A 26,250-nucleotide genomic window follows, 5' to 3' on the forward strand; every position below is an offset into this window, starting at 1 on the left:
TAATTGCGAACTTGTCGGTCCCGCGATCCAGACTTGGCTCATGAGTGACGCCACTCGCCTCGCCGCCGATCCTCCGGCGAACGAAGCCACCGAGCCCGTGGCCTCCGGCCGTCCCACACCGTACGCGGTCGCGGCGACGCTGTTCGATACCGCGATCGGCTGCTGCGCGATCGCCTGGAGCAGCGCAGGGGTGATCCGATTCCAACTTCCGGAGGCGAGCCCCGCCGCCACCCGAGCGCGCATCACACGCGCTCGCGCGGGCGAGAAGCTTCACGAGCAGCCACCCACCGAAGCCATCGCCGAGGCGATCGCGGGCATCCGCGCGCACCTCTCGGGGGAACTCGACGACCTGCGTTGGATCGCCTTGGACACCAGTGGAATTCCGGAGTTCCACCGCGCCGTCTACACCGTCACACGCGCCATCGACCCAGGCCACACCCTCAGCTACGGCCAGGTCGCCCATCGCGTGGGCGCGCCAGGCGGCGCCCAGGCGGTCGGCCAGGCCCTGGGCCGTAACCCGATCCCGTTGATCATCCCGTGCCACCGTGTACTCGCCGCCGACCACGCCCTGCACGGCTTCTCCGCCCCCGGCGGCATCGACACCAAGCAGCGTCTACTGACCATCGAGCGCACACCGGGATTCGGCGAGCCCACCTTGTTCTGAGCTACCACGCCCGACCGGTGCGGCGCCCAGGTCCTGGTCTCGAAGTCATGGATACGCCAACGGACCGATGAATTCGCTCAGTTCGCATCGTCCTACGAGCGAGACATCGGCGACACCCGCCGATCCGGAACGAAAGTGAGCTGGCCATGGAGACTGTGACATCGACCGATGGCACCGTGATCGCGTTCGATCGGCAAGTCGGCGGCGACAACGGAGTCGTGATCTTGATCGGCGGCGCCTTCGGTTTCCGGAAATTCCCCAAGATGGTCGAGTTGGCCGCGGCACTCGCCGAGCAGCACCGATTGACGGTGATCAATTACGACCGACGCGGCCGCGGCGACAGCACGGATTCGCCCGGTGTCTACGACGTCGACCGCGAGATCGATGACATCGCCGCTTTGATCGAGGCCGCGGGCGGTACGGCGGCGTTGTTCGGGTGGTCCTCGGGCGCCGCGCTCGCGCTACGGGCCGCCGAGTCCGGCCGAGTGAAGGGCATCACGAAAGTCGTCGCGTTCGAGCCGCCATTCGTGGTCGACCGGGAAGGGTTCGTACCAGAGGCCGATCTGGAGGCGCGCCTGCACGAACTGATCGCCGCGGATTCTCGCGGGGACACCGTTCGGTTCTACATGACCAAAGCCATGGGACTCCCGCGTGTGATGGCCGCCGTCATGCGATTCACCCCCTTCTGGAAAGACTTGTGCTCCACCGCGCACGACTGGGCTGTGATGCGCGACTTCATGCGCGGCGAGCCGCTGCGGCCCGCGGACTGGTCCGGAGTCGGTGTTCCCACCCTGGTCATCGCCGGCGGCAAATCCGACGCGCTACTGCGGAAGGGAGCCCGCGCCATCGCCGCCGCACTTCCCGATGCCGTTTTCCGGGAGATTCCCCGGCTCAGCCACAATCCGAACATCGGGCTTCTCGCCCCCGTCGCGGGTTCGTTCCTTACCGGCGCCGAGCAGCCCGCCGGGTAGTACGCGGCGGCTCAGCGCAAGGGATGCGCGCGGAAGAATTCGCACGCGTCCCCGGTGATGTAGCCGTCCTCGCAGCCGAAGTACGTCTGGATGCAGGCGTTCGTCGAGCAGCCGAGTTCGATCAATTTCTGCCTGATCCGGGCGTTGCGCTCCTGCGTCGTCTCGGTCTTCGTCGCCACTGTCGCCGAGGGACGCGCGGAACTGGTGACCGGTTGCGGCTGTCCGTCCGAGCACCCGGCGGCCAAGACCAGACCCGCCGCCGTGGCAGCGATCACCGCGGCCGCTCGTAGCGTCATTTTCCGCTCCCGGACTCTCCGCGCATCAGCGCGCCCAGGGACTCGCGATCGGTGACGTCCATCTTGATGCAGGCCCGGTAGAGATGGCCTTCGACGGTGCGCACCGAGACGGTGAGCCGGTCGGCGATCTGCCGGTTGGACAGGCCCGCGGCGACGAGGTTGGCGATCTCCCGTTCCCGCGCGGTCAAGGGCAAGGGTTGTGCGGCCTGCCGCAGCGCGGGGGTGCTCGCTCCGCCGCAGGCGGCGGCGAGCCGGTTGGCGGTGGCGGCGGACTCCAGCAACTTGCGCCGATCCCCGGCTCGCTCGTGGGCCGAGGCGGCCTGCGCCGCGGCGTCGGCGGCCGACAACAGCGCGCCGATGCGCTCGAATTCGGCGGCGACCGAGTCCAGCCCGGGTCCGTCGTGGTCGGCGAGCGCCACCGCGTGCCGAGCCTGCGCCTGTACCAGCCGTCCTTCCACTCGCTCGGCCAGTTCCGCCAGTCGTCCGGAGACGGAATGGTCGCCGAAGCGGGCCGCGGTGTGCAGCGCCATGGCCTCGATGGCGTGCTGATGCGAGCGTGCGGCCGCGTCGGCGGCGCCCACCGCGATGCGGATGGCAGGCGTGACGGTTCCTTCGGCGGCGGCCAGCCAAGCGCGCGCCACTTCCAGCTGCGGTTCGTACACGGCACTGTGCCTGCCGCCCCGTGCGGTGGCGTGCGCGATCGACTCGGAGGCGTCGCCGGCCCGCCCGAGCGCCGAATACGCCTCCGCCAGACGGATTCGCGCGGGGAACATCCACGCGGCCGCGCCCTCCGCGGCCAATGCGGCCAGCGCCTGTTCCAGATTCTCGATGCCGTCCAGGAACCGGCCCTGCGCCACATCGACGGTCCCTTGCAGGATCTTCGACATGCCCCAGGCCAGATACTGGCCCGGCGAGGAGTAGCCGACGAATGCCCCGGCGCAGCGCCGCGCGGCCTCCAGATCGCCGGCGAAGGTCAGGGCGAGCACCTCGGCGTGCGTGGACATGAAGCGGTTGAGCCCGTCGATGTGCGCTTCCACCTCGTGCCCACGGGCCGCGTACTGCCTGGCCGCTTCCCCCTTGCCCATCAACGCCGACGCCAGGCCGCCGCCGAACGACGCCCACCACACCGCCCACGGCGGTGCGCCGTCGGCGGACATCACCGTCTCCGCCTCGGCGATCGCGTCGTCGACCCGGTTCTCGTTGACCAGACTCGCCGACGCCAGGCCGGTGAAGATGGCCGCGATCTTCGGATGCCGCACCTTCGCGCGCACCAGCTTCAGCACCTCGTCGGCGCGATCGGCATCGCCCATGGCCCACAACAGGTTCGCCACCCTGGTGCTGCCCCAGCGCGCCAGCTGCACCTCGTCGAGTTGGTCGGGGTCGAAGCTGGCGAGGGTGCGCTCGGCCTCGATCCGGTGCCCCTGCCACAGCAGGGCGCGCGCCAGCAGGTCGGCGGCCTCCACGCCGCCGCGCCGCTCCACCGCTGCGCGGGCGAAGCGCTCGCCCAGCGGCAGATTCGCCAATCCGATCGCGTCGGCCGCCGCCGCCTCGAACAATTCCAGATCCGCGGATTTATCACTGTCCAGCGCCAATTCGGCCAGGCGGATGCGGTCGGCGGCGGAGTTTATCCGGCGGTCCTTCAGCGACGAATACAACCTGCCGCGCAAACGCCGCGCCGAGGCGATGCCGAGCCTGCGGCGGATCACCTCACCGAACAGCGGGTGGTTGTAGCGCACGATCAGATCTTGGGAATTCTCCACCACCCGGATCACCCCGCGCGTTTCGGCGGCTTCCACCGCGTCCTCGCCCGCCAATTCGGCGAGGACGTCGAGATCGATCGGTTCGCAGAAAGTCAGCAGTTCCAGCACCCGCAGCACCGGCTCGGGCAACTGCTCGACGCGGTCCTCCAGCAGCGCGGCCAGCTCCGAGGTCACCGCCGCGCGCCCACGCAGTTGCCACACGCCGTTGACCTGACGCAGCGTGCCCGCCTCCAGCGCACCCTCCACCAAATGCCGCAGGAACAACGCGTTTCCGGCGGAGGACTCCCACATCAGATTGGCGGTGAACCCCTCGAGTTGCCCACCGAGCATCGATTCCACCAGTTCGACGCTCTGGCGCTGGGTGAACGGGCGCAGGTCGATGCGCGTCAGATGGCCGTCTTTCCACAACGAGGTGACCGCGTCCGGCACCGGGACTCCGCTGCGCACGGTGACGACGATGTGGGCGGCTTTGTCGATGGCCAGTTGCAGCAACAGCGTGGCGGAGAGCTGATCCAGCAGATGCGCGTCGTCGACCCCGATCACCGTGTCCCCGTCGGCGAGCAACGCCTCGCGCGCCGCCGACATGAACGTGACCGGATCGTGCGCCGTATAGACGCCGACCATATGTGCGAACACCCCCAGCGGAATGCTGCGCGCCGACTCGGTGCCCGCCACCCAGCGGACATTGCCGCCGATCGCGGAGGTGGCATGCCGGGCCAGGGTGGTCTTGCCCACCCCCGCGTCACCGGTCAGTACCACGCCGACGTGCCCCGGACCGGTCAGCGCCGCACGGATCGCCTCGAATTCGCTCTCGCGCTCGATCATCGGCCAGTTCCGAGCCATGCTCTAACTGTAGTTCTTCACCGATCATGATCGAAGCCGAGCGAGCACGATAGATGTGGCGAATTTCTGGTGATCTTGCCGAATTTCCGCTGGCCCACGCGGAATTCGAACAGGTTCTAGTCGAGTACGTCGTGCCGGACGATGGTCTGATCCCGGCCGGGACCCACGCCGATGCAAGAAATCCTGGCGCCGGACAGCTCCTCCAAACGCAACACGTACGCCTGGGCGTTGGCGGGCAGCTCCTCGAAGGTGCGCGCGCCGGAAATATCCTCCCACCAACCGGGCATTTGCTCGAAAATCGGCTTCGCGTGATGGAATTCGGTCTGCGTGGTCGGCATCTGCTCGACTCGCTCGCCGTCGATCTCATAGGCGACGCAGATCGGCACCGTCTCGAGACTGGATAGAACGTCCAGTTTGGTGAGGAAGTAGTCGGTGATGCCGTTGACCCGGGTGGCGTAGCGCGCGATCACCGCGTCGAACCAGCCGCAGCGGCGGGCGCGCCCGGTGGTGACACCGACCTCGCCGCCGGTCTTGGCCAGGTAGGCGCCGAACTCGTCGAACAGCTCGGTCGGGAACGGTCCGGAACCGACCCGGGTGGTGTAGGACTTCAGGATGCCGAGCACCGTGTTGATCTTGTTCGGTCCGATGCCCGCGCCGACCGCCGCGCCGCCCGAGGTCGGGTTCGACGACGTGACGTACGGGTAGGTGCCGTGGTCGACGTCGAGCAGGGTGCCCTGCGAACCCTCCAGCAGCACCGTCTCACCACGCTCGAGCGCGAGGTTCAGCTTCAGCCTGGTGTCGGCGATCCGGTGCTTGAAACTGTCCGCCTGGGTCAGCACCTCGTCCACCACCTGCTGCGGATCCAGCGCGCGGCGGTTGTAGATCTTGACAAGCACCTGGTTCTTGAACTCGAGCGCCGCCTCGACCTTCTGGGTGAGGATCTTCTCGTCCAGCACGTCCGCGACGCGCACGCCGACGCGCGCCACCTTGTCCTGGTAGCACGGCCCGATCCCGCGGCCGGTGGTGCCGATCTTCTTGTTGCCGAGGAAACGTTCGGTGACCTTATCGATGGCCACGTGGTACGGCATGATCAAGTGCGCGTCGGCCGAGAGCAGCAGCCCGGAGGTGTCGACGCCCCGCTGCTCCAGCCCCGCCAGCTCGTCCAGCAGCACGCCGGGATCCACGACGACACCATTGCCGATGACATTCGTCACGCCCGGGGTCAGGATGCCGGAGGGGATCAGGTGCAGGGCGAAGTTGTCGCCGTTGGGCAGCACCACGGTGTGACCCGCGTTGTTGCCGCCCTGGTACCGGACCACCCAGTTCACCCGACCACCGAGCAGATCGGTTGCTTTGCCCTTCCCCTCGTCGCCCCACTGGGCGCCGATCAGGACGATTGCCGGCATGGTCGTGTCTCCTACGGTTCGACAGGCAACACTGGTGTGTTGCAGCTACCTGCCGTACTGAGGCGGTGGCCGGAAGCACAGTCTAGCCGACCCGTCCCCGGCGGCATCGCAGCGCATCTCGTCGTAGGCTCGACAACCGTGTGGTCGCGGCCGGGCAGGGCTAAGGTTGCACGGCACGCCGAGCGGCAGCGCGGCGGGCACGGGCGAGCCGCGGCTCGGGTTCGCCCGCCAATGGCGAGGGGCCCGACGGTGTCGGCTCGAACCGAGGAGGGTGTACGGCAGCTTGAGTACCCATGTTCTCCGCTGCGACGGCGCCCCCGTACCTATCGCGCTCGCGGCGCTGCCGACCACCCAGACGGCCGCCATCCCCGATCCCGCCGTGATCGACGAGTTGCTTCCCGTGCTGGCCGCCGACAGCCTGCCGCGCCTGATCGTGCTGGGTGAGGACGCCGCGCTGGCCGCGGTGCTCACCCATCTGATGCGCACCGAGCGCCTGCACGTGGAGATCGGGTACGTGCCGGTCGAGAAGACCTACGCCGCACGCGCCTACCAGACCGGCACCGGCAACGCCGCCGCCAAGCGCGCCATCGGAGGCAGCGCCGTCGAGACGCCACTGGTTCGCGACGACACCGGCAAGGTGCTCGCGGGCCGGGCGGTGATCACCGGCATCGGCGGCGAGCGGCTCGAGGGTGAGGCTTATGTCGACGACACCCTGCTGTTCTCCGGTGACGTGACGGCCATGCTCGTCTCGCCGTGCCTCGAACCGCCCGGGGTGCGGGCGGCCGTGCGGCGAAGGTTCCGCAAACGGCGCTGGGTCGAGGGGCGAGCGGCGCAGCTCGGCACGCCAGGCGCCATCGTGACCAGGGACGGCGTCCGCACCGATCGCCCGGTGCCGCGCTCGAGTTTCTACCGCCATCACGAACCCTGGCTGCTGGTGCGATGAGTTTCCCGACCAACCGCAGAGCGCGTGCGGTCCGGCCGAGCCCGGTGTTCCTGCTCGTGGTGGTCGTGACCGCGGTCGGCGGCGCGCTGGCCTGGGACGCCCCGCTGGACTCCACCAGAGCCAAGGCCGGTGTGTTCGTCCTCGTGGTCTTCGGTTGGGTGGTCTCGCTGTGCCTGCACGAGTTCGCGCACGCGTACTCGGCGTGGCGCGCGGGTGATCGCGAAGTGGAATTGCGCGGCTATCTGACGCTCAACCCACTGAAGTACAGCCATCCGCTGCTGTCGATCGTGTTGCCGATGGTGTTCATCGCGCTCGGCGGGATCGGCTTGCCCGGCGGCGCGGTCTACGTGCACACGCACAATGTCGCGCCGCGCACGCAGCGGATCATCAGCGGCGCGGGGCCCGCCGTGAACGCGTTGTGCGCGGTGTTGCTGCTGGCGACCGTCCGGATCTGGGGCAGCTCGGCCACTCATCCCGCGTTCTGGTTCGGCGTCAGTTTCCTTGCCTTCCTGCAGATCACGGCGACTCTGCTGAATCTGATCCCGCTGCCGGGACTGGACGGCTACGGCATCGTCGAGCCGTCACTGAGCTACCAGACCCGGCGCTCGCTCGACCAGTTCAAGCCGTTCGGCATGTTGATCCTGTTCGCGCTGCTGTTCACGCCCGCGATCAATCAGGTGTTCTTCGACGCGGTGTACGCGCTGTTCGAACTGTCCGGTGTTCCGTCGAATTGGTCGCGCTACGGCGGCTACCTGACTCGGTTCTGGACCTGATCTCCGGCGACTCGCCGTACACGTGGGCGCGGGACCGCCCGGTCGGGTTGCCGGGCGGCCCCGCTTCTTCGCCGCTTCCGATCCGCCCCCCTTCCGGCTGCCACACCCCTTGGCCGGAAGGTCCTTTCGTCCACGTGCGAAGTGGTCGACCGCGATACCCCGCGACTCGCGGTCACATCGCAAAACTACGGCGGGATGACGCGCGGAACCCGAGTAGCGGACTACCCGAAGATCGAACTTCGGGCGCGCCGCACCGGAATCGGACCACGGTGGCAGGCAAGAATGTCCGAATACCGCTGAGTAGTAGGGCTTCAGACCTCGGGCCGCACGTAGGGGTTCTTGACCGTCGGCGGCAGCAGGGCAATCGCCGAGATACGTTGCACGCCGCACACCTGCATCAGGTCTACCAGCGTCGAACGTACCTGCGCGAAGACGACGTGCGCCGAAAGGCCCGCGCCAGTTACCAGTTCCGGGCGCGCGCCCTTCGCGACCGAGCGCAGTACGCGGGCCGCCTCGGCGCGGTCGGGTTGGTCGCCGGGGTCGGCCAGCATCATCCGGCGCACCACGTCGACGGCCTGGCCCAGGCGCTCCACCTCGTCGATCAAACCGGGGTGGAGGATTTCGTCGTCGCGCACCAGAGTCAGCGAGCGCCGCAACAGGACTCGGGTGTTGCGGATGGCGTTGTCCAGCGGATCCGCCGTGGCTCTGATGCGTTCGAGCCGGGGACGGGAGTTCCAGTACAACGGCGAGATCCGGCTGATCTCGCGGCCGCCTTCCAGGGTGGCGCGCAAGGAGTCGATCTGCGGCTGAGTGGCGCGCATCGCGGTGAGCGCGCGGTGCACCTTCTCCGGATCCTGTTCGAGCAGTCCGTCGGCGCATTCGGTGATCGATCTGCCCATCACGGCGAGGATGTCCCCGGCGAGCGTCCGCGCCCTGCGCACTGGATGCAGGGGGATCGCGGCGACCACCACCACGCCGACCAGTCCGCCGACCAAGGCGTCGATCATGCGGGAGAGACCGCCGCCCGCCGAGGGCGGCAGCAACGTGGCGACCAGCACGGCGGAGCCCGCCGCCTGCACGGTGATGACCGGACCGCCGTCCAGGAACACCGCCGCGGCCATGGCAACCGCGACCACCAGCGCGATCTGCCATATGCCGGTGCCCGCGTGGGAGATGAACAGATCGCCGATGCCGATGCCGACCGCGACCCCGACCACCAGTTCCACCGAGCGACGCAGCCGCGCGCCGAAGGAGATGCCCATCGACACCACGGCGGCCGTCGGCGCGAAGAACGGCAGCGCGTGGCCGATGACGTGATGCGCGAGGAACCAGGCCAGCGCGGCGCCGACCGAACACTGGATGATCGGCAGCGCCGACCGGCGCAGCCGCGCCCACGAGGTGCGTAGCCTCGCCATGCCGCTCGCGCGGGCCACGCCGAACCGGGACATCGGGTCGAACGCACCCGTCACCCGGCCGCTACCTACCATCGAATCGCTACGCGGTGCTCCGATCACTACGACTCAGTCGAGGCCCAGCTCCGCGGCCGCCTGAGGGTCGCAGTCTTCCAGCAAGTCGAGGCAGCGAGCGTACTCGTCGGTCTCGCCGATCACCTTGGCGGCGCGGGCCAGCGCGCCGACGCTGCGCAGGAAGCCGCGATTGGGTTCGTGGCTCCACGGCACGGGACCGAAGCCCTTCCAGCCGTTGCGGCGCAGTAGATCGAGGCCGCGGTGGTAGCCGGTGCGGGCGAACGCGTACGCGGCCACGATGTCGTGGTTGACCGCCTCGTCCTGGGCTTCGCCACGAGACAGCGCCGCCTCGGCGAGGTGCGCCCAGGCGATCGAGGCGGCCGGGTGCTCGGCCGCCACCCGCACCGGATCGGCGCCGTCGAGGAGCGCGTCCTCGGCGTCGGAGAGTTCTGGTAGCAATACCGGTTGCGGTCCGAGCAGGTCACCGAACGAGGTCATGCGGTTCATTGTGCACCGCAGGACGGTTTGCTCGACAGGCGACCGCCTCGCCTCCTCGTCACGGCGTAGGCCGAACACGGAGGCCAGGTGACGGGCCGGCATTCGTTCGGCTCGACGTGGGCTGATGCCGGACCTCGCCGGGCCGCGCCCATTAGGCTGGCCGTCGAGTTCAAACAGTTCCGCTTAGCGAGGGGTGTGCGTGTCCGACCCGAACGACGAGAAGAGCACGGCGCGAGACAGCGCCGGACCGGCCGACGCCGCCGGGGCCGACGCACGCCCCGAGGCCGCCACCGAACGTATCCCCGCCTCGGGCAAAAGCGGTTCCGCTTCGTCGGCTGCCCCCACCGAGCGCATCGCCAAGGCGCAGCGACCGGGTGCGACGCCGTCCGGCGGCGCCGCAGCAGCCGCCTCGGATGCTGCCGCGGCGAGATCGAAGGCCGGCGCGGGCGCCAGTAGTCCAGCCCCTGGCGGCCAACCGAAACAGGCTCCCGGTGGCGGTCCGGTCCCCGGGAAGGACGCGAACACGGCCAAGGCGGGCACGAAACCGGCCAACGGTCCAGCGAGCGGTACGAACTCACCGGCTACGAATCCATCGGCTTCCAATGCGAGCGGCTCCGCACCCGCGGGTCCCGCGCCACAGGTTTCGACGCAGTCCGGAGCGTCCGGCGGTCCGAAGACCCCCGGCAACCAGGCGAATGCCACCAACCGGCCCGCAGCCGCGAGCCCCCGAGCGGCCGGGACCCCGGCTGGGTCCAACGCGACCAGTGGGACCAGCGCCGAAAGCACACCTGCCGCCGGTCCCTCGAGCGCGGCGAAGGCCGCTGGGGCGGCGTCAGCAGGCGGTACCGGTAAGCCGAACCCTCCTGCTTCTGCCGCGCCGTCCCCGGCGGGGCAACCAGCCGCGAAACCACCTGCGGGGCAAGTCGCAGCCAGCCGTAACACACCGCCGCCCTCCGGCCCGGCCGCATCGAACGCACCCGGCGCCAAAGGCACAGCCCCTTCCGGTCCAGCGAACACCCCGGCAGGGAAACTCGGCGGCGCAGCAGCACCCAATGGCCCGGCCGCATCGAACCCGCCCGGCACCAAAGGCACAGCGCCTTCTGGACCGGCGAACACCCCAGGGAAACTCGGCAGCACACCAACGCCGTCCGCCCCGGCCGCATCGAACACGCCCAGCACCAAAGGCACAGCTCCATCTGGACCGGCGAACACCCCAGGGAAACTCGGCAGCACACCAACGCCCTCCGCCCCGGCCGCATCGAACACGCCCAGCACCAGAGACACAGCTCGTCCCGGACCGGCGAACAGCCCGGCAGGGAAGGTGGGCGGCGCACTGGCACCCTCCGGGCCAGGCACATCCAGCTCACGCCCAGCATCGGGCACCGATGCGGAAACGGCCGCGCCCGAGCGCGAGTCCGCGCCGGAGACCGGCGGTAGCGCCTCGAAGCCTGGTTCCGCTCCGGACCAGTCGCGCACCGTGGTGATCAAACGGGATCAGCTTCCGTCCGGTGCGGCCCCCGCGAGTGGGTCCGCTTCGAAAGACGCACCGGCGCAGCCGGATCGACCAGCGACGGACAAGGCACCCGACTCGGGCGCGAAGGCAGGACCGGCGGCCGCCTCGAAGAACGCGGCGACGGCCGAGACGACCCCGGGTACGCCGCCCGAGACCGCCGGTGCCTCTACTCCGCCCGGTGGCAAGCCTGAGGCCGAGACCGCCGCGATCCCGGGGGGCGGCGAATCCGCGACCGTCGTGATACGCAAGCCGTCGGCCGGACCGGCTCCCGCGCCGGAGCGGACCGGCGAATCCACCCCGGCCGAGGCGCAGAACCCGCCCGGTTCGGATGACGTGACGATGGCGATGCCGGTGGTCGGCCTGGACGACGCGAAGACCGTCGCGTTGCCCATCCAGCGCCCCGGCGACGGCGGCAGGCCGGGCACCGATCGCGTGGTCACTCCACCGGCGGGTCCGGTACCGGTCACCAAGCCGCCGAGCACGCCGCGTCCGGCTCCCGGTCCCAAACAGCCCGGCCCGCACGGCCCTGCCGCGCCGCCGCAGCACGGACCCGGCGTCGAGGACACCCGCCCGTCGCCGCAGCGTCCCGGCGGCAGACCGCGACAGGTGGCGACCGCGCCGTCCCCCGCGGACGTCCAGCAGACCGTGCCCGCGCAGTCGATGGGGGGTCCGCGTGCGCCGCAGACCCGGCCCGTCGCGCCGCCGCAACGGATCCCCCCTGCTTCGCAGGCCGCCGGTGCGACCGCCACCGGTCCCACTCGGCCCGATCGACGGCTGATCGTGCTCGGAGCGGCGGCCGTGGCGGTGATCGCGCTCATCGCGGTGATCGTGTCGCTGGTCACGATGTCCGGCGACGACTCCCCCGAGGCTCAGGTGCGCAGCGCCATCACCAGCTACACCGACGCGCTGAAGAGCGGCGATCTGGACGCGCTCCGCTCCACCACCTGCGGTCCGCTGCACGACTTCTATCAGGGCATTCCGAGCGACCAGTTCGCCGGCGTGCACAAGTTGTCGATGGAACGCAAGAACATCCCGGTGGTGGACAGCATCGACGCCATCCGCATCACCGACGCCACCGCCATCGCCCAGGCCACGGTGTACACCGAGGCCGACCCGGCGAAGCGGTCCGCACGCACCTTCGACCTGCAGCGCACCGACGACGGATGGAAGGTCTGCGATCCGCCCTCCAGCAGCCAGTAACCACCTGGCGGCGTGATAGCCGCCACGCATCGATGCCGGTCACACACGTCACACTCACCTGGTCAATGGTCCGGTCCGGCAGTAGCATGGCCGGGATCATGAGCAGGGAGCAGACGATGGCGCGGCCGGATATCGATGTCGTCCCGGTGACGCCGATCGGACAGCGATTCCGGGTGCGTGACCACTACGAGGTCGGCCGGGAGAAGGTCCGGGAATTCGCCCGCGCGGTACAGAACCACCACGCGGCGCACCAGCACGAAGCCGACGCACGCGCGCTCGGGTATCCCGGGCTCATCGCGCCGCCGACCTTCGCCTCGGTGATCGGGATGACCGGGACCAGGGCGCTGCTCGACACGGTGCTCACCGAGTACGACCTCTCCCAGTTCCTGCAGACCGATCAGGTCTTCGAGATCTACCGGCCGATCCTGGCCGGCGACCGGATGCGCAGCGAGATCGTCATCGAATCGATCCGCCAGTTCGGCGACAACGACTTCATCTTGGTGCGCTTCACGCTGAGCAACCAGCACGGCGAGGTCGCCATCGTCGGGTCGACCACGATCGTCGCGCGCCGCGGAGCCGAGGTCGACGACACGCTCGACGACATCGTCGAGAACGTCATGATGCACGGGCGCCCGGTCGAATCCCGGAGTACCGACCCCGCGCACAACGATGTGCTGGTGTCGCTCGGCGTCAGCCCGTTGGTGGAGCCGGTCGAGCACGAGTCCACGCCCGTGCACACGCTGCCCGCCTTCGACGAGCTCGCTCCTGGCGATCAGCTACCGGACCGTGCGTTCCAGCTGACCCGCGGCGACCTGGCGAACTACGCGGGCGTGTCCGGCGACGCCAATCCGATCCACTTCAGCGACCACGCCGCACAGCTGGCCGGGCTGCCGACGGTGGTCGCGCACGGCATGCTGACCATGGGCTTGGCGGGTGACTATCTCACCTCGTGGCTGGGCGATCCCACCGCGATCCAGAAGTTCAGCGTGCGCTTCTCCGGCTTCGTTCCGGTCGCCGCCGACGCGGCGGGCACGGTGGAGTTCACCGGCCGGATCAAGTCGCTGGACGCCGCCGCGCGCACCGCGACCATCCTGCTCGGCGGCTCGTCCGAGGGTCGCAAGCTGTTCGGTCGCGCGCTGGCCGAGGTCCGGCTCCGCTGACCCGAGCGGCTCACTCGCCGACGACCGAGTGCATCAGGTACACGTTGTAGTCACTCCAGGTCGACATGGTGAAGTACAGATCCGTACCCGAAGACCACGGGTGGATGAAGCCTCCGTACAGCTCCGGATAGCTCAGCGCCGACACCGTCGGCGTGCTCTCCGACCACACGCCCTGCGGTGTGTCCGCCTCGCGTACGACCAGCGCCGCCTTCGTCGTGTCCAGATAGCTCATCTGCCAGACCTCGCGGGCGGCGTCGTAGCGGACCGACAGTTCACCGACAGGACCGTCCACGATCGGCGTGGCCGAGCCGAAGCCACCGACGGGGGTCCAGGCGCCATCCCGCCAATACTGGTAGGCGGTGGTGTTGAGCAGCTGGTCCTCGGGCACTCGAGCCAGGCCCACCGCGCCCAGGCGGGTGTTGGGCGTGCCGAACATGTAGACGTAACCCCCGTGCGGCACCATCGCGCTCACCTGGAAATTCGCCAGCCCGAAGATGTTGTCCCAGCGCGCGTGCGGGTCCTTCGTCCAGGTCTGGCCGTGATCGTCGGAGTAGGCGATGCCGCCGTAGTTGGTGAAGAAGGTGCCGGGCAGGCTGTTCCAGGTCCGAATGGACATGTAGCTCAGATACTGTCGCTCGCCCAGCGCGAAACCCGAGGTGGGAATGGTGGTGACCTCGACATTGTCGAGTTTGCGGCTGGAGAGCACCTCGGCCGCGTGGCAGCGGTCGTCGGTCACCATGCGGTCGAAGGTCACCCCGTCGGCGAGATCCCGGTCGGTGCTGAAGGCGAGGACGTTGCTGCGCCAATCCAGCCCCATGCCACCCGGCGGATGGAAGCCGCGCCCGACGGTGTCGCCGAACGCGGTCGCGATCTCGCCCGGTGCGCTCTCCCACATGATGCCGAGGTCGGTGCCGTCCACCTGCCAGCGTTTGTCGGTGCGGTTCACCGAGTTCGCGCCGGTCAGCTTCGCCACCTCGCGAGCTGGGCCGAGCCGCGGCGCGGGGCGAGCCGGTGACTGCGCCGCGGGCTCGATCGGCGGCCGCACCGGCGCGGGTGGTGGGGGCACCTGACCGGGGTCCGGGCCGGGGCCGGGGATCGCGAAGTGGAACGGTTTGGGATTGAGCAGGATTTCGGGGATCCCGAGCTGTCCGGCGAGACTCGGTGGCGCGCCGGGCAGATCGGTGAGATCCGGGCACGGATTCGCGCAGGGATCCGGCGGGAGCTCCATCCGCGTTCGCTTCGGCGCGGATTCCGGCAGCTGTGGCGGGAGCACGGTGATCACCGGATAGGGAATCGGCACCTCCAGCGTTTTCGGCACCAAAGGCTCGTGGGTCGCCACCGGGTCGGTCGCGCACGGACCCACTCCCGCGAGAGGGCTCGCCGCTTCGGGCGCGGCGGCGGCAGGCCCGTCGGCGTAGACGAGCATTCCCGCGCCGACCACGATCGCACCGACCGCGGCGAGCATTCGCATCGCCATAGCAAACCCCTCGAAATCCATTGCGGACACGAATCTTGCGAAGACGAACCAGCGGAACGACCCTACCCCGTTCGCCTTTCGAAGGCTGTCAGAACGACACGCCCAATAAATAGGACGAAATTGCTTCATTTGCAAGGTGAAACGCCCCGGATTTGCTAGCGTCCATTTCGCGACGACTCCAGTCGGGGAGAGTGGCCGCACGGAGCAGACTCCGCGCCATAGTTCGAAACCTTTGCCGCCGTGCATGTTCCATCATGCCCGGCCTTGACCAAGAACGGATCACATGAAGAACCCACTCCTGCGCGCCGTGCTCGGCATCGGCTCCGCCGGTGTGCTCGCCACCGCCGTTGTCACCCTCGGCTCGCCCGTCGCGGCGGCAGATCCACTCACCGACCTGCTCTGCGGTTCCGGATCCGCACAGTTCTGCCCACCGCAGGCGGCACCGCCGCAAACTCCGCCGCAGCCGAGCAATCCGCCGGCCCCGAGCAATCCGCCGGCCCCGAACAATCCACCGGCCCCGAACAATCCGCCGCCGAACAACCTGCCACCGCAAGCGCCCCCGGGTCCCTACTACAAGAACTGCACGGAGGTCCGCAACGCCGGTAAGGCCCCGCTGCGGCGTGGACAGCCGGGTTACGCCCCCCACCTGGACCGGGACAACGACGGAATCGCTTGCGAGTGAGGCGCGCCGGACGATCCGGGAGCAGGATGGAGACGTGACCAAGTCAGTTCTCCGCGTCGCACCCGTGATCGGGGCGGCGCTGCTGGCGGCCGGAGCGTGCGCGCTCGTGCCGTCGGCGGCGTCCGCCGTCCCGCCCCCGGCCGTCGCGATCGCCGGACCGCACGACGACCATCCGATCCCGCACAACCGATCCGGGCCGAAGGGGGACAGCGAGCGACCCGAAGAACCCGCCGAGCGGTCGCCGAAGATCTACACCGACTGCGACCAGGTGCGCGCCGAGGGCGCCGGGCCGCTGTACCGTGGGCAGCCCGGCTTCAACGCCCAGCTGGACCGGGACGGCGACGGGATCGCCTGCGACTAGTGCAGCGCCTGGAAGGTCAGGATCGTCGCGCCGATCCGGATCAGGTCGCCGTCGGCGAGCAGCACGCCGCTGTCGATCGCGTCGTCGTTGACGTAGACGCCGTTGGCCGAATGCAGATCCTTGATGAGCAGACCGGAGCGACTCGGCATGATGTGCGCGTGATAGCGGCTGGCCCGCGGGTCCTCCAGCACCAAGTCGTTGTCGGTCATCCGCCCGATACGCAGGCCGCCCTGCGCGATCGCCACCACGCGACCGTCCGGCATCCGCAGCTGACCGCTGCGCACCGCACGCGGCACCTCGGTGACCGTCTCGGTCATCGCCGCGGCCAGGCGCTCGACCTGCCGGAGTTCGACCGTGCTCAGCGGCTCCTGCCGCAGCACGCGCTGCTCCAGGTCGATCAGCGCCGGCCCCGGGTCGATGCCGAGCTCGTCGGCGAGCACGCCGCGCACCTTCCGGCACGCCTCCAGCGCGTCCGCCTGCCGTCCGGACAGATACAGCGCGGTGATCAACTGGCCCCACAGCGGTTCACGCAACGGGTGCTCGTTGGTCATCGCCACCAGCTCGCCGATCACCGAGGACGCTCGCCCGCAAGCGATCTCGGCGTCGATCCGGGCCGCCGCGGCCAGTAACCGCTCCTCGTCCATGGCGGTGGCGAACCCGTCGGCGAACTGCAATCCGGCCAGATCGGCCAGCGCCCGGCCGCTCCACTCGCGCAGCGCGGAGCCGAACAGCTGCGCCGCCCCGGCGTGATCACCCGCCTCGGCGGCACGGGCGCCCGCCTCCCGCGCCGCTTCGAAACGTCCCAGATCGCACGCGGTCTCGTCGATCTCCAACCGATAGCCCGACGACTCGGTGCGCAGCACCGTCGCCGGGTCCACCCCGGAATTACGCAGCGCCTTGCGGATGTTGGAGACGAAGACCTGCAGGCTGGCGGCATAGGCGTCGGGCGGTTCCTCGTTCCACACCAGATCGGCGAGCGCGGCCGACGACACCGCGCGCCGCCGATTCACCGTGAGCGCGGCGAGCAGAGCTCGCGGTTTGGGCCCGCCGACGGCCACCGGTTCACCACCGACGAGCAGCCGCACGGGCCCGAGCACGCGCACATCCAAACTCATGTGCACCAAGCCCCTGACGGGTGTATCAGGGTCAGGCGCTGATCGAGCGTCCGGCCGAGTGCAGGTCGTTGCACGCCTCCACCACACGCGCCGACATCGACGCCTCGGCCTTCTTCAGGTAGCTGCGCGGGTCGTAGGCCTTCTTGTTGCCCACTTCGCCGTCGATCTTCAGCACCCCGTCGTAGTTGGCGAACATGTGCCCGGCGACCGGCCGGGTGAACGCGTACTGGGTGTCGGTGTCGACGTTCATCTTCACCACGCCGAAGCGCAGCGAGTCCTCGATCTCGGACTTCAGCGAGCCCGAACCGCCGTGGAAGACGAAGTCGAACGGCTGCGCGTCGGCGCCGAGGCCGAGCTTGGCCGCCGCGACGCGCTGGCCCTCGGCGAGCACCTCGGGCTTGAGCACCACGTTGCCCGGCTTGTACACGCCGTGCACGTTGCCGAAGGTGGCCGCGAGCAGGTACTTGCCGTTCTCGCCCGCGCCGAGGGCGTCGATGGTCTTCTGGAAGTCCTCCGGCGAGGTGTAGAGCTTCTCGTTGATCTCGGCCTCGACGCCGTCCTCCTCACCGCCGACGACACCGATCTCGACCTCGAGAATGATGTTCGCGGCGTGGGTGGCCTTCAACAGCTCCTTGGCGATCTCGAGGTTCTCGTCGATCGGAATCGCGGAACCGTCCCACATGTGCGACTGGAACAGCGGGTTCTGGCCGGCGTTGACCCGCTCCTGGGAGATCGCCAGCAGTGGACGGACGAAAGTGTCCAGTTTGTCCTTCGGGCAGTGGTCGGTGTGCAGCGCGATGGTCACGTCGTACCTGGCCGCGACCACGTGCGCGAACTCGGCCAGCGCCACCGCGCCCGTGACCATGTCCTTCACACCCTGGCCGGAGCCGAATTCCGCGCCGCCGGTGGAGAACTGGATGATGCCGTCGCTGCCCGCGTCCGCGAAACCCTTGATGGCCGCGTTGATCGTCTCCGACGACGTGCAGTTGATGGCCGGGAATGCGAAGGAATTGGCTTTGGCCCGACCGAGCATCTCGGCGTAGACCTCCGGAGTCGCGATGGGCACTGTAAGACCTCCGTGTTGTGCGGCAAAGACCTATTTTGTCAGCCTTCACCCTAAGGCAGCGGTGTTTCGCCTGGTATGCAGGGAGGGAGTGCGCAGTTGACCCGCCGGTAATTTTGCGCACAGCACGAGCTTTTTCAGGTGGAGCCGGTACTGTGGGGCCGGTAATTTGCGCTGGCAGCTTCCGACGCGGTGGCAAGCGATGCAGGCCAGCCGTATCGGGACAGGAGGCCACGTGATTCTGCAGGCAGCGACAGAATCGGTGACGAGTAACCTCGCGTTGACCGAGTTGCTCGATCCGATGCACCTGCTCACGGAGACGTGGCTGAAGGACGCGGTGCTGCCGGCCATCCTGGTCATCGTCTTCATCGAGACCGGCTTGCTGTTCCCGATCCTGCCCGGCGACTCGCTGCTGTTCACCGGCGGCCTGCTCGCCGCGCAGCCGAATCCGCCGGTGTCGATCTGGGTGCTGGTGCCCGCCGTCGTCCTGGTCGCGTTCGCGGGAGACCAGTGCGCGTATTGGATCGGCCGGGCGATCGGGCCCGCGCTGTTCCACAAAGAGGACACCCGTTTCTTCAAGAAGCACTACGTGACGCAAACGCACGAGTTCTTCGAAAAGCACGGGCCGAAGACGATCATCCTGGCCCGCTTCGTGCCGATCGTGCGCACCTTCATGCCGGTGCTGGCAGGTGTCTCCAAGATGGACTACCGCAAGTTCGTCGCGTTCGACATCGTCGGCGCGCTGCTGTGGGGCGGCGGTGTCACGGTGCTCGGCTACTTCCTGGGCAACGTCGCGTTCATCCGGGACCACGTCGAGGCGATCTTCTTGCTCATCGTGTTCGTGTCGATCCTGCCCGGCATCAGCGCGGTGGCGAAGAAGCTGCTCGGCCGCAATGCGCAGGCGCAAGAGCAGGCCGAGGCGAAGCTGCCCGCCTCGACCAGCGAGTCCACCCGCTGAAGCCGGTGACGACGGAATCGTCGCCCCTAGCCGTGGGCAGTTTCGATCCGCTACTGTCGGCGGGCCCCGCGCTCGTCTGGACGGTGGTGCTGACCTTCGTTTTCCTCGAGTGCGCGGTGATCCTCGGGCTGTTCTTGCCCGGTGACTCGATGCTGATCACCGCGGGCATCGTGATGGCGTCGCACGCCTCGGGTGAAACGCACGTCTGGGCGCTGTCGGTGGGCGCGATGGTCGCGGCCATCGCGGGCAATCAGGTCGGCTACGTCATCGGGCACCGCACCGGACGACACCTGGTGGCCAGGAAGAACGGCAGATACATCAACGTCCGCAACCTGCAACGCGTCGCGGAGCTGCTGCATCGGCACGGCTTCGTCGCGGTGCTGATCGCCCGGTGGATCCCGTGGGTGCGCACCCTGTGCCCCTCGGTAGCAGGCGCCGCGCGGATGGACCACCGCAAGTTCACAGTCGCCAGCACGATCGGTGCGATCGTCTGGGCGCCGGTGCTGTTGCTCATCGGGTACTACGCGGGCAGCTTCCTGCAGCGCGTGCAATGGCTGATGCCGATCGTGATCGGCACGCTGGTGGTGGGCCTGATCATCGGGACGGCGCTCGGCGTGCGGCACTACCGGCAGGAGATGTCGCAACCCGCCGAGGACTTCGCGCTGGAAACGGCTCCGAGCGCCGTGCTGGAGCCCGAGGGCTGATACTCGGTCACAGCCCAGCGGCGCTGACCTGGTAGGCCGCCTCCATGAGCAGCCAGCCGGACAACTGCACCGACATGTCGCGTCCCGGCACTTTCGACGAGGTGACCGAGCCGCCGGAGGTGAGGTAACCAGCTCCCGCGCTGCCGCCGGGCAGTCGCGCGGGCTTGCTCCAGTCGTGCCCGAACAGTGGCTCGCCCTCGACTTGCAGCCGGTTCGCCCACGCCGCCTCGGCGGACGCGGTGACGATAGCGGCGGCCGCGCGGCGGTCGGCGATTTGCTGGGCGTCCTCGCCCGGCAGCATCACCGCGACCAGCGCCAGGTATCGGGCCAGGATGCCGTTGAACAGGCCGCCGTCGCCGCCGCCACCACCGTCGACCACACCGTCGGTGGTCATGTGTTCCTCGACGGCCGCGAGCAGCCGGTGCACGCGTTCGGTATGCCTGGGTTCGCCGGTCTGCACGGCGAGCTCGGTCTCCAGGCCGAGCGCCACACCCTGGCAGTAGCTGAACACGGGACGCTCGATCTCGCCGGAGGGTAGGTGAATGCCATCCAGGATCAACCCGGTCTCCGGATCGCGCAGGGTCGCGTCCAGCCAGTCGGACATCTCCTGAGCGCGTTGGACGCGCCCGAGGCGCAACAGCGCGATCGCGGCAGGACCGTTCGCGGGCGCGTTGAAGTAGTCCGAGCCGATGCGCCAGGGCAGGCCGCCGCCGACCTGCGGCTGCCAGCCGTCGTACAGCTGCTTCTCCAGCGCGACCAGCGCACTGCGCACGTCGGTGCCCTGGGTGCGCTCGGCGCGTTCCAGCGCGATGGCGAGCCAGGCCATGTCGTCGTAGTAACGGTTGGTCCAGCCGGTGATGTTGCGGATGCGGTGTGAGCGCGCCAGCGCGGCGATTCGCCTGCGGCGCAGCGGAGTCGGCGCCCGATTCGCGGCGTCGGTCGCGCACTCGATCAGATGCGCCTGCCACCAGTAGTGCCACGCGCCGAAGATTCGCTCCCGCTTGGTCGCCGGCCAGCCGACCACACCGAGTTCGGTGCCAGGGAGCGCCCACAGCGCGCGCAGATGCCGGGAGATGATCGACGATTCGGCCATATCGGCCCGCTCGGACCACAGCGTCGCCGGCGCGACGGCCTCCCGGCCCGCCGGTGCCCGGCCGGTCGGCGGACGCGGTGCCGCGGAGCCCGTCTCGGCGTGCTCCACGCTCGGCACCTCGATATCGTCGCTCCGCGAGGTCATGGGTCAATGGTGCCAGGCCAGAACGCATTTATGCGCCCGATTTGTTACGAAAGCGATGTGGAATCGTGCCGGTGGGCTTCCGGGGGCGAAGATCGCCAGCTCAGACGATCGTGCGCGGGTCCGGCGCTCACCATGCGGTCGCCGGATCGGCGTGTTGCCGGATCCAGGCGTGCATGGCGATCCCGGCGGCCACGCCCGCGTTGATGCTGCGGGTCGAGCCGAACTGCGCGATCGACACCGTCATCACGGCGGCCTGCTTGGCATGGTCGGTGACACCGGGGCCTTCCTGGCCGAACAGCAGCAGGCACGCGCGCGGCAGCGTGACCGTCTCCAGCGGCACCGAACCCGGCACGTTGTCGACGGCGACCACGGTCAGGCCCGCGCGCTCGCTGAACGCCAGCAGTTCGCCGATGTCGGCGTGGTGGCGGATGTGCTGGTAGCGATCGGTCACCATGGCGCCCCGGCGATTCCAGCGCCGACGCCCGACGATGTGCACGGCCGCGGCGGCGAAGGCGTTCGCCGTGCGGACCACCGTGCCGATGTTCGCGTCGTGCCCGAAATTCTCGATCGCGACGTGGAACGGGTGCCTACGCCGGTCGATATCGGCCACGATGGCCTCGCGGCTCCAGTAGCGGTAGGCGTCGACCACGTTGCGGCGGTCGCCACCGGCCAGCAGTTCGGGATCGAGGCGCGGATCATCCGGCGGCGGCTCGGCGTGCTCGCTCGCCCACGGACCGACGCCGTTGGGGTGCTCGCCCCACTCGGTCGGGCCGGGTAGATCCTGCTCCGCCGCGTCCGGCGCTGGGTGACTCACCTTCATGATGCTAATTCCGGGCACCGCGCCCGCGACGCGTGGCTCAGTAGCCAGACGAGCTTCCCGCGAACACGCCGACCAGGGCGAGCACCAACATCAACAGCAGGAACAGCAGGCTCACGCACAGCAGCCCGGTCGCGATGATGCCGCAGATGTATCCCGCGTTGACATTCCCCCGGCCACCGATGGTTCCACCGGACGCGTCGATCTCGTTGAGCGCCCGCTTGCCCATCACCCACGCGAAAGGTCCGATGAACTGACACAGCACGAGACTCAGGATGCCCAGGATCAAGATCGTGGTGGATTGCGGGTGGTCCGGTGCTCCGTAGGCCCCATAGGCTGGATAGCCGTACGGCGGCGGCTGCGGCGGGTAGCTCATCAGCAGGATCGTAGTAGGTGTGGCTGCCTACACCACTTTTTCGGCGGTCGGCTCCATCGACCCCCGGAATCGCCGCGACCACCATGGATTCCATGACCGAGACACACACCGAACCGACCCTCGTGGTCGACGCGCCGGCCAGTGCGCCGGAACCGGAAGAGCATGTCCTTCGATCGGTCCTGCTCGCACCCGTGCGCGCCCGGTTCTGGAAGGAACTCGTCTACGTTCTCACCGTTTTCGTGCTTGGCTGCCTGGCCGTCGCCTACCTGTTCCTCGGCTTCGGCGGCGGGCTGTATCTCGCGATCACCGTCATCGGCCTGCCGGTGCTGGCAGGCGTGCTGCTCGGCGGACGGCTGTGGGGCCGGATCTACCGCGCCCTGGCCAAAGATCTGCTCGGCATCGTCGTCGCGCCGCCCCCGCCGTTCGCACCCGCGTCCGGCCTGATCGGATTCTTCCGCAGCGCCTTCACCGATCGGGCGGCATGGCGAGCGGCATTGTTCCTGCTCGCGCAGGCGGTGCTCGGCGTCGCGGTGGGTTACCTGGTGCTCGTCGGGGTGGCGATGACCATGTTCACCGCGCTCTCCCCGATCCCATGGGCACTGATCCGCCCGACGAATGTCGACGAGAACGGTGTCGAGCACCAGTCGATGGTCCAGTTCGGCGGTCTCTACCTCGACAGCTGGCCGAAAGTGCTGGCGTTCGCACTGGTGGGAGCGCTCGGCTGCCTGGCGCTGCCCTGGCTGCTGCGCGGCGTCTGCTGGTTGCACGGGCTGTTGACGATCGCGCTGCTCGGCGCGACGACCCGCGATCGCCGAGTGACCGAGTTGCAGGAGAGCAGGCGCACCGCCGTCGAGGACTCCGCGGCCACGCTGCGCAGACTGGAACGCGACCTGCACGACGGTACTCAGGCCAGACTGGTCACCATCGCGATGGCGCTGGGCCGTGCGGAGGATCGGCTGGCCGCGGGCGGCGATCCCAGCGACCTCATCGCCGAGGCGCGCGCGGGTTCCAAGGAGGCGCTGACCGAACTGCGCGAACTGGTGCGCGGAATCCACCCGCCCGCATTGGAATTGGGGCTCGGACCGGCGCTGGAGACGCTGGCAGCGCGCTGCTCGGTGCCGGTGCGGCTGCGGGTGCATCTGCCCGAACGGCCCACTCCGGCCATCGAAGCGATCGCGTATTTCTCGGTGGCCGAATTGCTGACGAACGTGGTGCGGCACGCGCGGGCCACCAGCGCGTGGGTCTCGGCGCTGCCAGGTGACGGGCGGACGATCGCGGTAACAGTGCGGGACAACGGTATCGGCGGCGTGATGACGCCCGTCGACGGCGCGCTCGGCGCGGGCAGCGGGTTGTCCGGCCTCGTGGCGCGGGCCCGCACCGTGGACGGGACGCTGACCGTGCACAGCCCGGCCGGTGGGCCGACGGTGGTGACGATTCTGCTGCCGCTGGCGGGGTCACGATGAGTGACGGACTACGCCTCGTGATCGCCGAGGACAGCGCCATCCTGCGCGACGGGCTCGCCGGGCTGCTGACCGAACGCGGCCACGAGGTGGTCGCCATGGTCGGCGACGCGACCACTCTCGCCGACGTGGTCGGCACACATAACCCCGATGTCGTCGTGGTGGACGTGCGGATGCCGCCCAGCTACACCGACGAGGGGCTTCTGGCCGCCATCGAATTGCGCCGCAAATACCCGATGACCGGCGTACTGGTGTTCTCCCAGTGGGTCGAGACCCGCTATGCCACGGAATTGCTGGCCGGTGGCGCGAGCGGCGTGGGCTACCTGCTCAAGGACCGGGTCGCCGACGTCCGTGACTTCGTGGACGCGCTGCACCGCGTGGCCACCGGAGGGACCGCGCTCGACCCGGAGGTGGTGAGTCAATTGATGGGCGCCTCACGTCAGCAGGATGCGCTGGCCCGCCTCACCCCGCGCGAACGCGAGGTGCTCGAGCTGATGGCCCAAGGCCTGTCCAACAGCGCCATCGCCGCCGCCCTGACCGTCACCGAGCGGGCGGTGGAAAAGCACATCGGCAATATCTTCCTCAAGCTCGACCTACCGCCCTCCGACACTCACCACCGCCGCGTCCTGGCGGTATTGCGACTCAAGGGCTGACGACGCTGTGGTTTGTCGGCACGTTATGCCAGACTGGCCCCAACGCGGTATCCGTGCGGGGAGGGGAGGAAGCGATGACCGTCGACGTGAACTGGCCTGATCATCTGCTGACCCTGGAGGACTGGATTGCGCTGCCGGAGGACAGCAGCCGAAATTACGAGCTTGTCGAGGGGGTTCTGGTCGTGTCACCGAGGCCGGTCTTGCGCCATCAATTCGCGGTCTGGCAACTCGCGGCGCAAATCCACCCTCAACTACCGAAAGAGCTTGCTGCGGTAGGCGAGGCGGAGTTGGTAGTCGATCCGGTGCAACCCCCTACGGTGCGCGTGCCGGACGTCTTGGTCATCCGCCGCAAAGCGCTCACGGACGATCTCGCACGCGTTCATCCCGAGGATGTGAAACTCGCCGTCGAAATACTGTCGGCCGGTTCCCGGCGAACCGATCGTGTCACCAAGTTCTTCGAGTACGCCGACGTCGGCATCGAGCACTATTGGCTCATCGACCTCGACGAGCCGGCCAGCCTCAGCGCCTACCGACTGATCGACAGCGACTACGAACTCGTCGCCGAGCGATCGGGCTCGGTAACAGTCGAGCTGGCCGGAACTCCGGTCACGATCGACCTTATCGCCCTGTCCAGCGATTATCCGGGCGAATAGCGCCGCACCGCCGAAGGCGCCGGGCCTATCCTGGAGGTCTGGCACTCGGGGTGGAGGCTGGTATGGATCACGAGCGGATACTGCGCACGGTGCTCGGGGTGACCGCCGGGTATCTGATCCTGCTGGCGCTGTGGTTGGGGTGGGTGGTGCATCGGACGCCGCCGGGGACGGTGCCGTATCAGATCGTGGCGTTGGTCGGGTTGTTCGGTTCGTGCGTCGGCATCGGGATGATGCTCGCCGGACGGCCGTCCAAGGCGGATCGCCGCTTGTGGCGGCACGGGCTGGAAGGCTGGGCGACCGTCGAGGGCGTGCACCCACTCGAGCGCACCGACCATTACACGGAGCTCACCGAGCTGGATCTGGAACTGACCGTACCGGGCTCCGAGAGTTACCGCGGCACTGTGGTTTTCGACGCCACCCCGGCCGACAAACCCCGGCTCGCGGTCGGCGAGATCCTCTCCATCCGCGTCGACCCGGCGAACCGGGATCGCATCATTCTGGTGCTGTGAGCACCGGCTTCACGTGCGCTTTCGGATCGGCGAGCAGGTACTGCGCGGCCGCATAGGTCGCCAGGATCACGCCTTCGGCCACCCGCCGGGTCCGCTCGCCGCGCGCGAACAACCGCCGCAGCACGATCAGCCCGTCCGAGACGGTGAACAGCAGCGCTCCGACGCCGAGGCGGCTGCGCGGATCGGTACCGGGAATGTTCACTCCCGCAACGTTTTTCGTGGCGGGCGCCAGCGCAGGGTCCGACGCGAGCACGGCCGCGGTACCCAAGGTGACGCCGTACGCGGTCAGCGGCGCGGCCACCGAAGGGGCCTTCTTCCGCAGCAACCCGGCCGCACCCAGCCAGGCGGCCACCCGGGGTACGGCCACCCCGACGGCGGGCCTGCCACCCATCCGCCACCACAGCGTGGAGTATCCGGCCTGCATCACCGCGAACGACGAGGCGCCCGCGATCAGCCTGCGATCGTCGTCCGGATCGATGAGCAGGATGTCGCCGACCGTGGCCGCGCCCAGCGACCCGATCAGCACCGTGCGCTCGGTGGACGGCAGCTCTCGGCCTTCGGTGGCCACGTCCGCCGCGAGCAGCGGCATCAGCAGCGGCTTCGCGATCCACTGCGCCTTCTCCCGCCCGGTGACGGCGCCGAAGACGGTGAGCGCCGCCGCCGCGAGATATCCGGCTCGGAACGGCCGCATG

26 protein-coding genes are annotated in these 26,250 nt (G+C 68.9%); 14 read left to right on the forward strand and 12 right to left on the reverse strand.

What is annotated here, in order from left to right; all coding sequences use genetic code 11:
- Nucleotides 1-40 precede the first annotated feature (40 nt).
- Both AB0L97_RS01695 and AB0L97_RS01700 read left to right on the forward strand, forming a co-directional pair.
- The gene (locus AB0L97_RS01695; RefSeq protein ID WP_355071548.1) at nucleotides 41-664 is read left to right on the forward strand and encodes a methylated-DNA--[protein]-cysteine S-methyltransferase; all 624 of its coding nucleotides are present in this window, start codon (nucleotides 41-43) and stop codon (nucleotides 662-664) included.
- 146 nt (nucleotides 665-810) lie between these two features.
- Nucleotides 811-1,635 carry an alpha/beta hydrolase gene (locus AB0L97_RS01700; protein WP_364424653.1) on the forward strand — a complete coding sequence of 275 codons (825 nt, stop codon included), beginning with the start codon at nucleotides 811-813 and terminating at the stop codon, nucleotides 1,633-1,635.
- Between the two features lie 11 nt (nucleotides 1,636-1,646).
- On the opposite strand, the gene AB0L97_RS01705 is transcribed toward AB0L97_RS01700, so the two are convergent.
- The 3 genes from AB0L97_RS01705 to AB0L97_RS01715 form a co-directional block, all read right to left on the reverse strand.
- Nucleotides 1,647-1,931 (reverse strand): hypothetical protein, encoded by a 285-nt coding sequence (locus AB0L97_RS01705; RefSeq protein ID WP_355071546.1) that lies wholly within the window; start codon nucleotides 1,929-1,931, stop codon nucleotides 1,647-1,649.
- The gene (locus AB0L97_RS01710; RefSeq protein WP_355071544.1) at nucleotides 1,928-4,534 is read right to left on the reverse strand and encodes a LuxR C-terminal-related transcriptional regulator; all 2,607 of its coding nucleotides are present in this window, start codon (nucleotides 4,532-4,534) and stop codon (nucleotides 1,928-1,930) included. Before AB0L97_RS01710 ends, AB0L97_RS01705 begins: the two co-directional genes overlap by 4 nt.
- Nucleotides 4,535-4,650: 116 nt before the next feature.
- On the reverse strand, nucleotides 4,651-5,940 hold the full coding sequence (locus tag AB0L97_RS01715) for an adenylosuccinate synthase (protein WP_355071542.1): 1,290 nt from the start codon (nucleotides 5,938-5,940) through the stop codon (nucleotides 4,651-4,653).
- 283 nt (nucleotides 5,941-6,223) lie between these two features.
- Here AB0L97_RS01715 and AB0L97_RS01720 point away from each other — a divergent pair, with 283 nt between their 5' ends.
- Nucleotides 6,224-6,883, forward strand: a complete 660-nt coding sequence (locus tag AB0L97_RS01720) for a hypothetical protein (protein WP_355071541.1) — start codon at nucleotides 6,224-6,226, stop codon at nucleotides 6,881-6,883.
- Nucleotides 6,880-7,656, forward strand: coding sequence for a site-2 protease family protein (locus tag AB0L97_RS01725; RefSeq protein WP_355071539.1), 777 nt, complete (start codon nucleotides 6,880-6,882; stop codon nucleotides 7,654-7,656). Before AB0L97_RS01720 ends, AB0L97_RS01725 begins: the two co-directional genes overlap by 4 nt.
- Before the next feature lie 311 nt (nucleotides 7,657-7,967).
- On the opposite strand, the gene AB0L97_RS01730 is transcribed toward AB0L97_RS01725, so the two are convergent.
- Nucleotides 7,968-9,104 carry an FUSC family protein gene (locus tag AB0L97_RS01730; protein WP_355072111.1) on the reverse strand — a complete coding sequence of 379 codons (1,137 nt, stop codon included), beginning with the start codon at nucleotides 9,102-9,104 and terminating at the stop codon, nucleotides 7,968-7,970.
- 72 nt (nucleotides 9,105-9,176) lie between these two features.
- On the reverse strand, nucleotides 9,177-9,620 hold the full coding sequence (locus AB0L97_RS01735; RefSeq protein ID WP_355071537.1) for a DUF3151 domain-containing protein: 444 nt from the start codon (nucleotides 9,618-9,620) through the stop codon (nucleotides 9,177-9,179).
- Nucleotides 9,621-11,097: 1,477 nt separating this feature from the next.
- On the opposite strand from AB0L97_RS01735, the gene AB0L97_RS01740 reads away from it, so the two are divergent.
- Nucleotides 11,098-12,333 carry a hypothetical protein gene (locus AB0L97_RS01740; RefSeq protein ID WP_364424658.1) on the forward strand — a complete coding sequence of 412 codons (1,236 nt, stop codon included), beginning with the start codon at nucleotides 11,098-11,100 and terminating at the stop codon, nucleotides 12,331-12,333.
- A 98-nt stretch (nucleotides 12,334-12,431) separates the two neighbouring features.
- A complete protein-coding gene (locus AB0L97_RS01745) occupies nucleotides 12,432-13,493 on the forward strand; it encodes a fused (3R)-hydroxyacyl-ACP dehydratase subunits HadA/HadB (protein WP_356962832.1) in 1,062 nt (353 codons plus the stop codon).
- 10 nt (nucleotides 13,494-13,503) lie between these two features.
- Here AB0L97_RS01745 and AB0L97_RS01750 read toward each other — a convergent pair whose 3' ends face one another.
- On the reverse strand, nucleotides 13,504-14,970 hold the full coding sequence (locus AB0L97_RS01750) for a DUF4185 domain-containing protein (RefSeq protein ID WP_364424661.1): 1,467 nt from the start codon (nucleotides 14,968-14,970) through the stop codon (nucleotides 13,504-13,506).
- Between the two features lie 283 nt (nucleotides 14,971-15,253).
- Between AB0L97_RS01750 and AB0L97_RS01755 the strand changes: the two genes are divergently transcribed.
- Entirely contained in the window at nucleotides 15,254-15,652 is a 399-nt protein-coding gene (locus tag AB0L97_RS01755; RefSeq protein ID WP_364424663.1) for an excalibur calcium-binding domain-containing protein, read from the forward strand.
- 34 nt (nucleotides 15,653-15,686) lie between these two features.
- Nucleotides 15,687-16,013 carry an excalibur calcium-binding domain-containing protein gene (locus AB0L97_RS01760; RefSeq protein WP_364424665.1) on the forward strand — a complete coding sequence of 109 codons (327 nt, stop codon included), beginning with the start codon at nucleotides 15,687-15,689 and terminating at the stop codon, nucleotides 16,011-16,013.
- On the opposite strand, the gene AB0L97_RS01765 is transcribed toward AB0L97_RS01760, so the two are convergent.
- The gene (locus tag AB0L97_RS01765; protein ID WP_355071526.1) at nucleotides 16,010-17,128 is read right to left on the reverse strand and encodes a BTAD domain-containing putative transcriptional regulator; all 1,119 of its coding nucleotides are present in this window, start codon (nucleotides 17,126-17,128) and stop codon (nucleotides 16,010-16,012) included. The genes AB0L97_RS01760 and AB0L97_RS01765 overlap by 4 nt on opposite strands.
- A 31-nt stretch (nucleotides 17,129-17,159) precedes the next feature.
- Complete coding sequence (fbaA, locus tag AB0L97_RS01770; RefSeq protein WP_364424668.1) at nucleotides 17,160-18,194, reverse strand: class II fructose-bisphosphate aldolase; 1,035 nt, start codon at nucleotides 18,192-18,194, stop codon at nucleotides 17,160-17,162.
- A gap of 298 nt (nucleotides 18,195-18,492) precedes the next feature.
- On the opposite strand from fbaA, the gene AB0L97_RS01775 reads away from it, so the two are divergent.
- On the forward strand, nucleotides 18,493-19,149 hold the full coding sequence (locus tag AB0L97_RS01775) for a VTT domain-containing protein (RefSeq protein ID WP_355072109.1): 657 nt from the start codon (nucleotides 18,493-18,495) through the stop codon (nucleotides 19,147-19,149).
- Between the two features lie 5 nt (nucleotides 19,150-19,154).
- Nucleotides 19,155-19,853, forward strand: coding sequence for a DedA family protein (locus AB0L97_RS01780; RefSeq protein WP_355071523.1), 699 nt, complete (start codon nucleotides 19,155-19,157; stop codon nucleotides 19,851-19,853).
- A 7-nt stretch (nucleotides 19,854-19,860) separates the two neighbouring features.
- Here the strand turns inward: AB0L97_RS01780 and AB0L97_RS01785 are convergent, their stop codons facing one another.
- From AB0L97_RS01785 to AB0L97_RS01795, 3 genes are all read right to left on the reverse strand, one after another.
- Nucleotides 19,861-20,946 (reverse strand): glycoside hydrolase family 76 protein, encoded by a 1,086-nt coding sequence (locus AB0L97_RS01785; protein WP_364424866.1) that lies wholly within the window; start codon nucleotides 20,944-20,946, stop codon nucleotides 19,861-19,863.
- 271 nt (nucleotides 20,947-21,217) lie between these two features.
- The gene (locus tag AB0L97_RS01790; RefSeq protein WP_355071522.1) at nucleotides 21,218-21,910 is read right to left on the reverse strand and encodes a TrmH family RNA methyltransferase; all 693 of its coding nucleotides are present in this window, start codon (nucleotides 21,908-21,910) and stop codon (nucleotides 21,218-21,220) included.
- Nucleotides 21,911-21,947: 37 nt separating this feature from the next.
- Nucleotides 21,948-22,283, reverse strand: a complete 336-nt coding sequence (locus AB0L97_RS01795; protein ID WP_356962841.1) for a DUF4190 domain-containing protein — start codon at nucleotides 22,281-22,283, stop codon at nucleotides 21,948-21,950.
- A gap of 92 nt (nucleotides 22,284-22,375) precedes the next feature.
- On the opposite strand from AB0L97_RS01795, the gene AB0L97_RS01800 reads away from it, so the two are divergent.
- The 4 genes from AB0L97_RS01800 to AB0L97_RS01815 all read left to right on the forward strand — a co-directional run bounded on the left by AB0L97_RS01800 (nucleotide 22,376) and on the right by AB0L97_RS01815 (nucleotide 25,558).
- Complete coding sequence (locus AB0L97_RS01800; protein WP_364424672.1) at nucleotides 22,376-23,746, forward strand: sensor domain-containing protein; 1,371 nt, start codon at nucleotides 22,376-22,378, stop codon at nucleotides 23,744-23,746.
- Nucleotides 23,743-24,396, forward strand: coding sequence for a response regulator transcription factor (locus AB0L97_RS01805; protein ID WP_355071518.1), 654 nt, complete (start codon nucleotides 23,743-23,745; stop codon nucleotides 24,394-24,396). The genes AB0L97_RS01800 and AB0L97_RS01805 overlap by 4 nt, the downstream gene beginning before the upstream one ends.
- A 74-nt stretch (nucleotides 24,397-24,470) precedes the next feature.
- A complete protein-coding gene (locus AB0L97_RS01810) occupies nucleotides 24,471-25,049 on the forward strand; it encodes a Uma2 family endonuclease (RefSeq protein ID WP_364424675.1) in 579 nt (192 codons plus the stop codon).
- Between the two features lie 62 nt (nucleotides 25,050-25,111).
- Nucleotides 25,112-25,558 carry a hypothetical protein gene (locus AB0L97_RS01815; RefSeq protein ID WP_355071515.1) on the forward strand — a complete coding sequence of 149 codons (447 nt, stop codon included), beginning with the start codon at nucleotides 25,112-25,114 and terminating at the stop codon, nucleotides 25,556-25,558.
- Here AB0L97_RS01815 and AB0L97_RS01820 read toward each other — a convergent pair.
- Entirely contained in the window at nucleotides 25,542-26,249 is a 708-nt protein-coding gene (locus AB0L97_RS01820) for a lysoplasmalogenase (RefSeq protein WP_364424677.1), read from the reverse strand. The genes AB0L97_RS01815 and AB0L97_RS01820 overlap by 17 nt on opposite strands.
- Nucleotide 26,250: the final 1 nt, after the last annotated feature.

This window comes from Nocardia sp. NPDC051911 (assembly GCF_040681035.1).
Taxonomy (GTDB): domain Bacteria; phylum Actinomycetota; class Actinomycetes; order Mycobacteriales; family Mycobacteriaceae; genus Nocardia; species Nocardia sichangensis.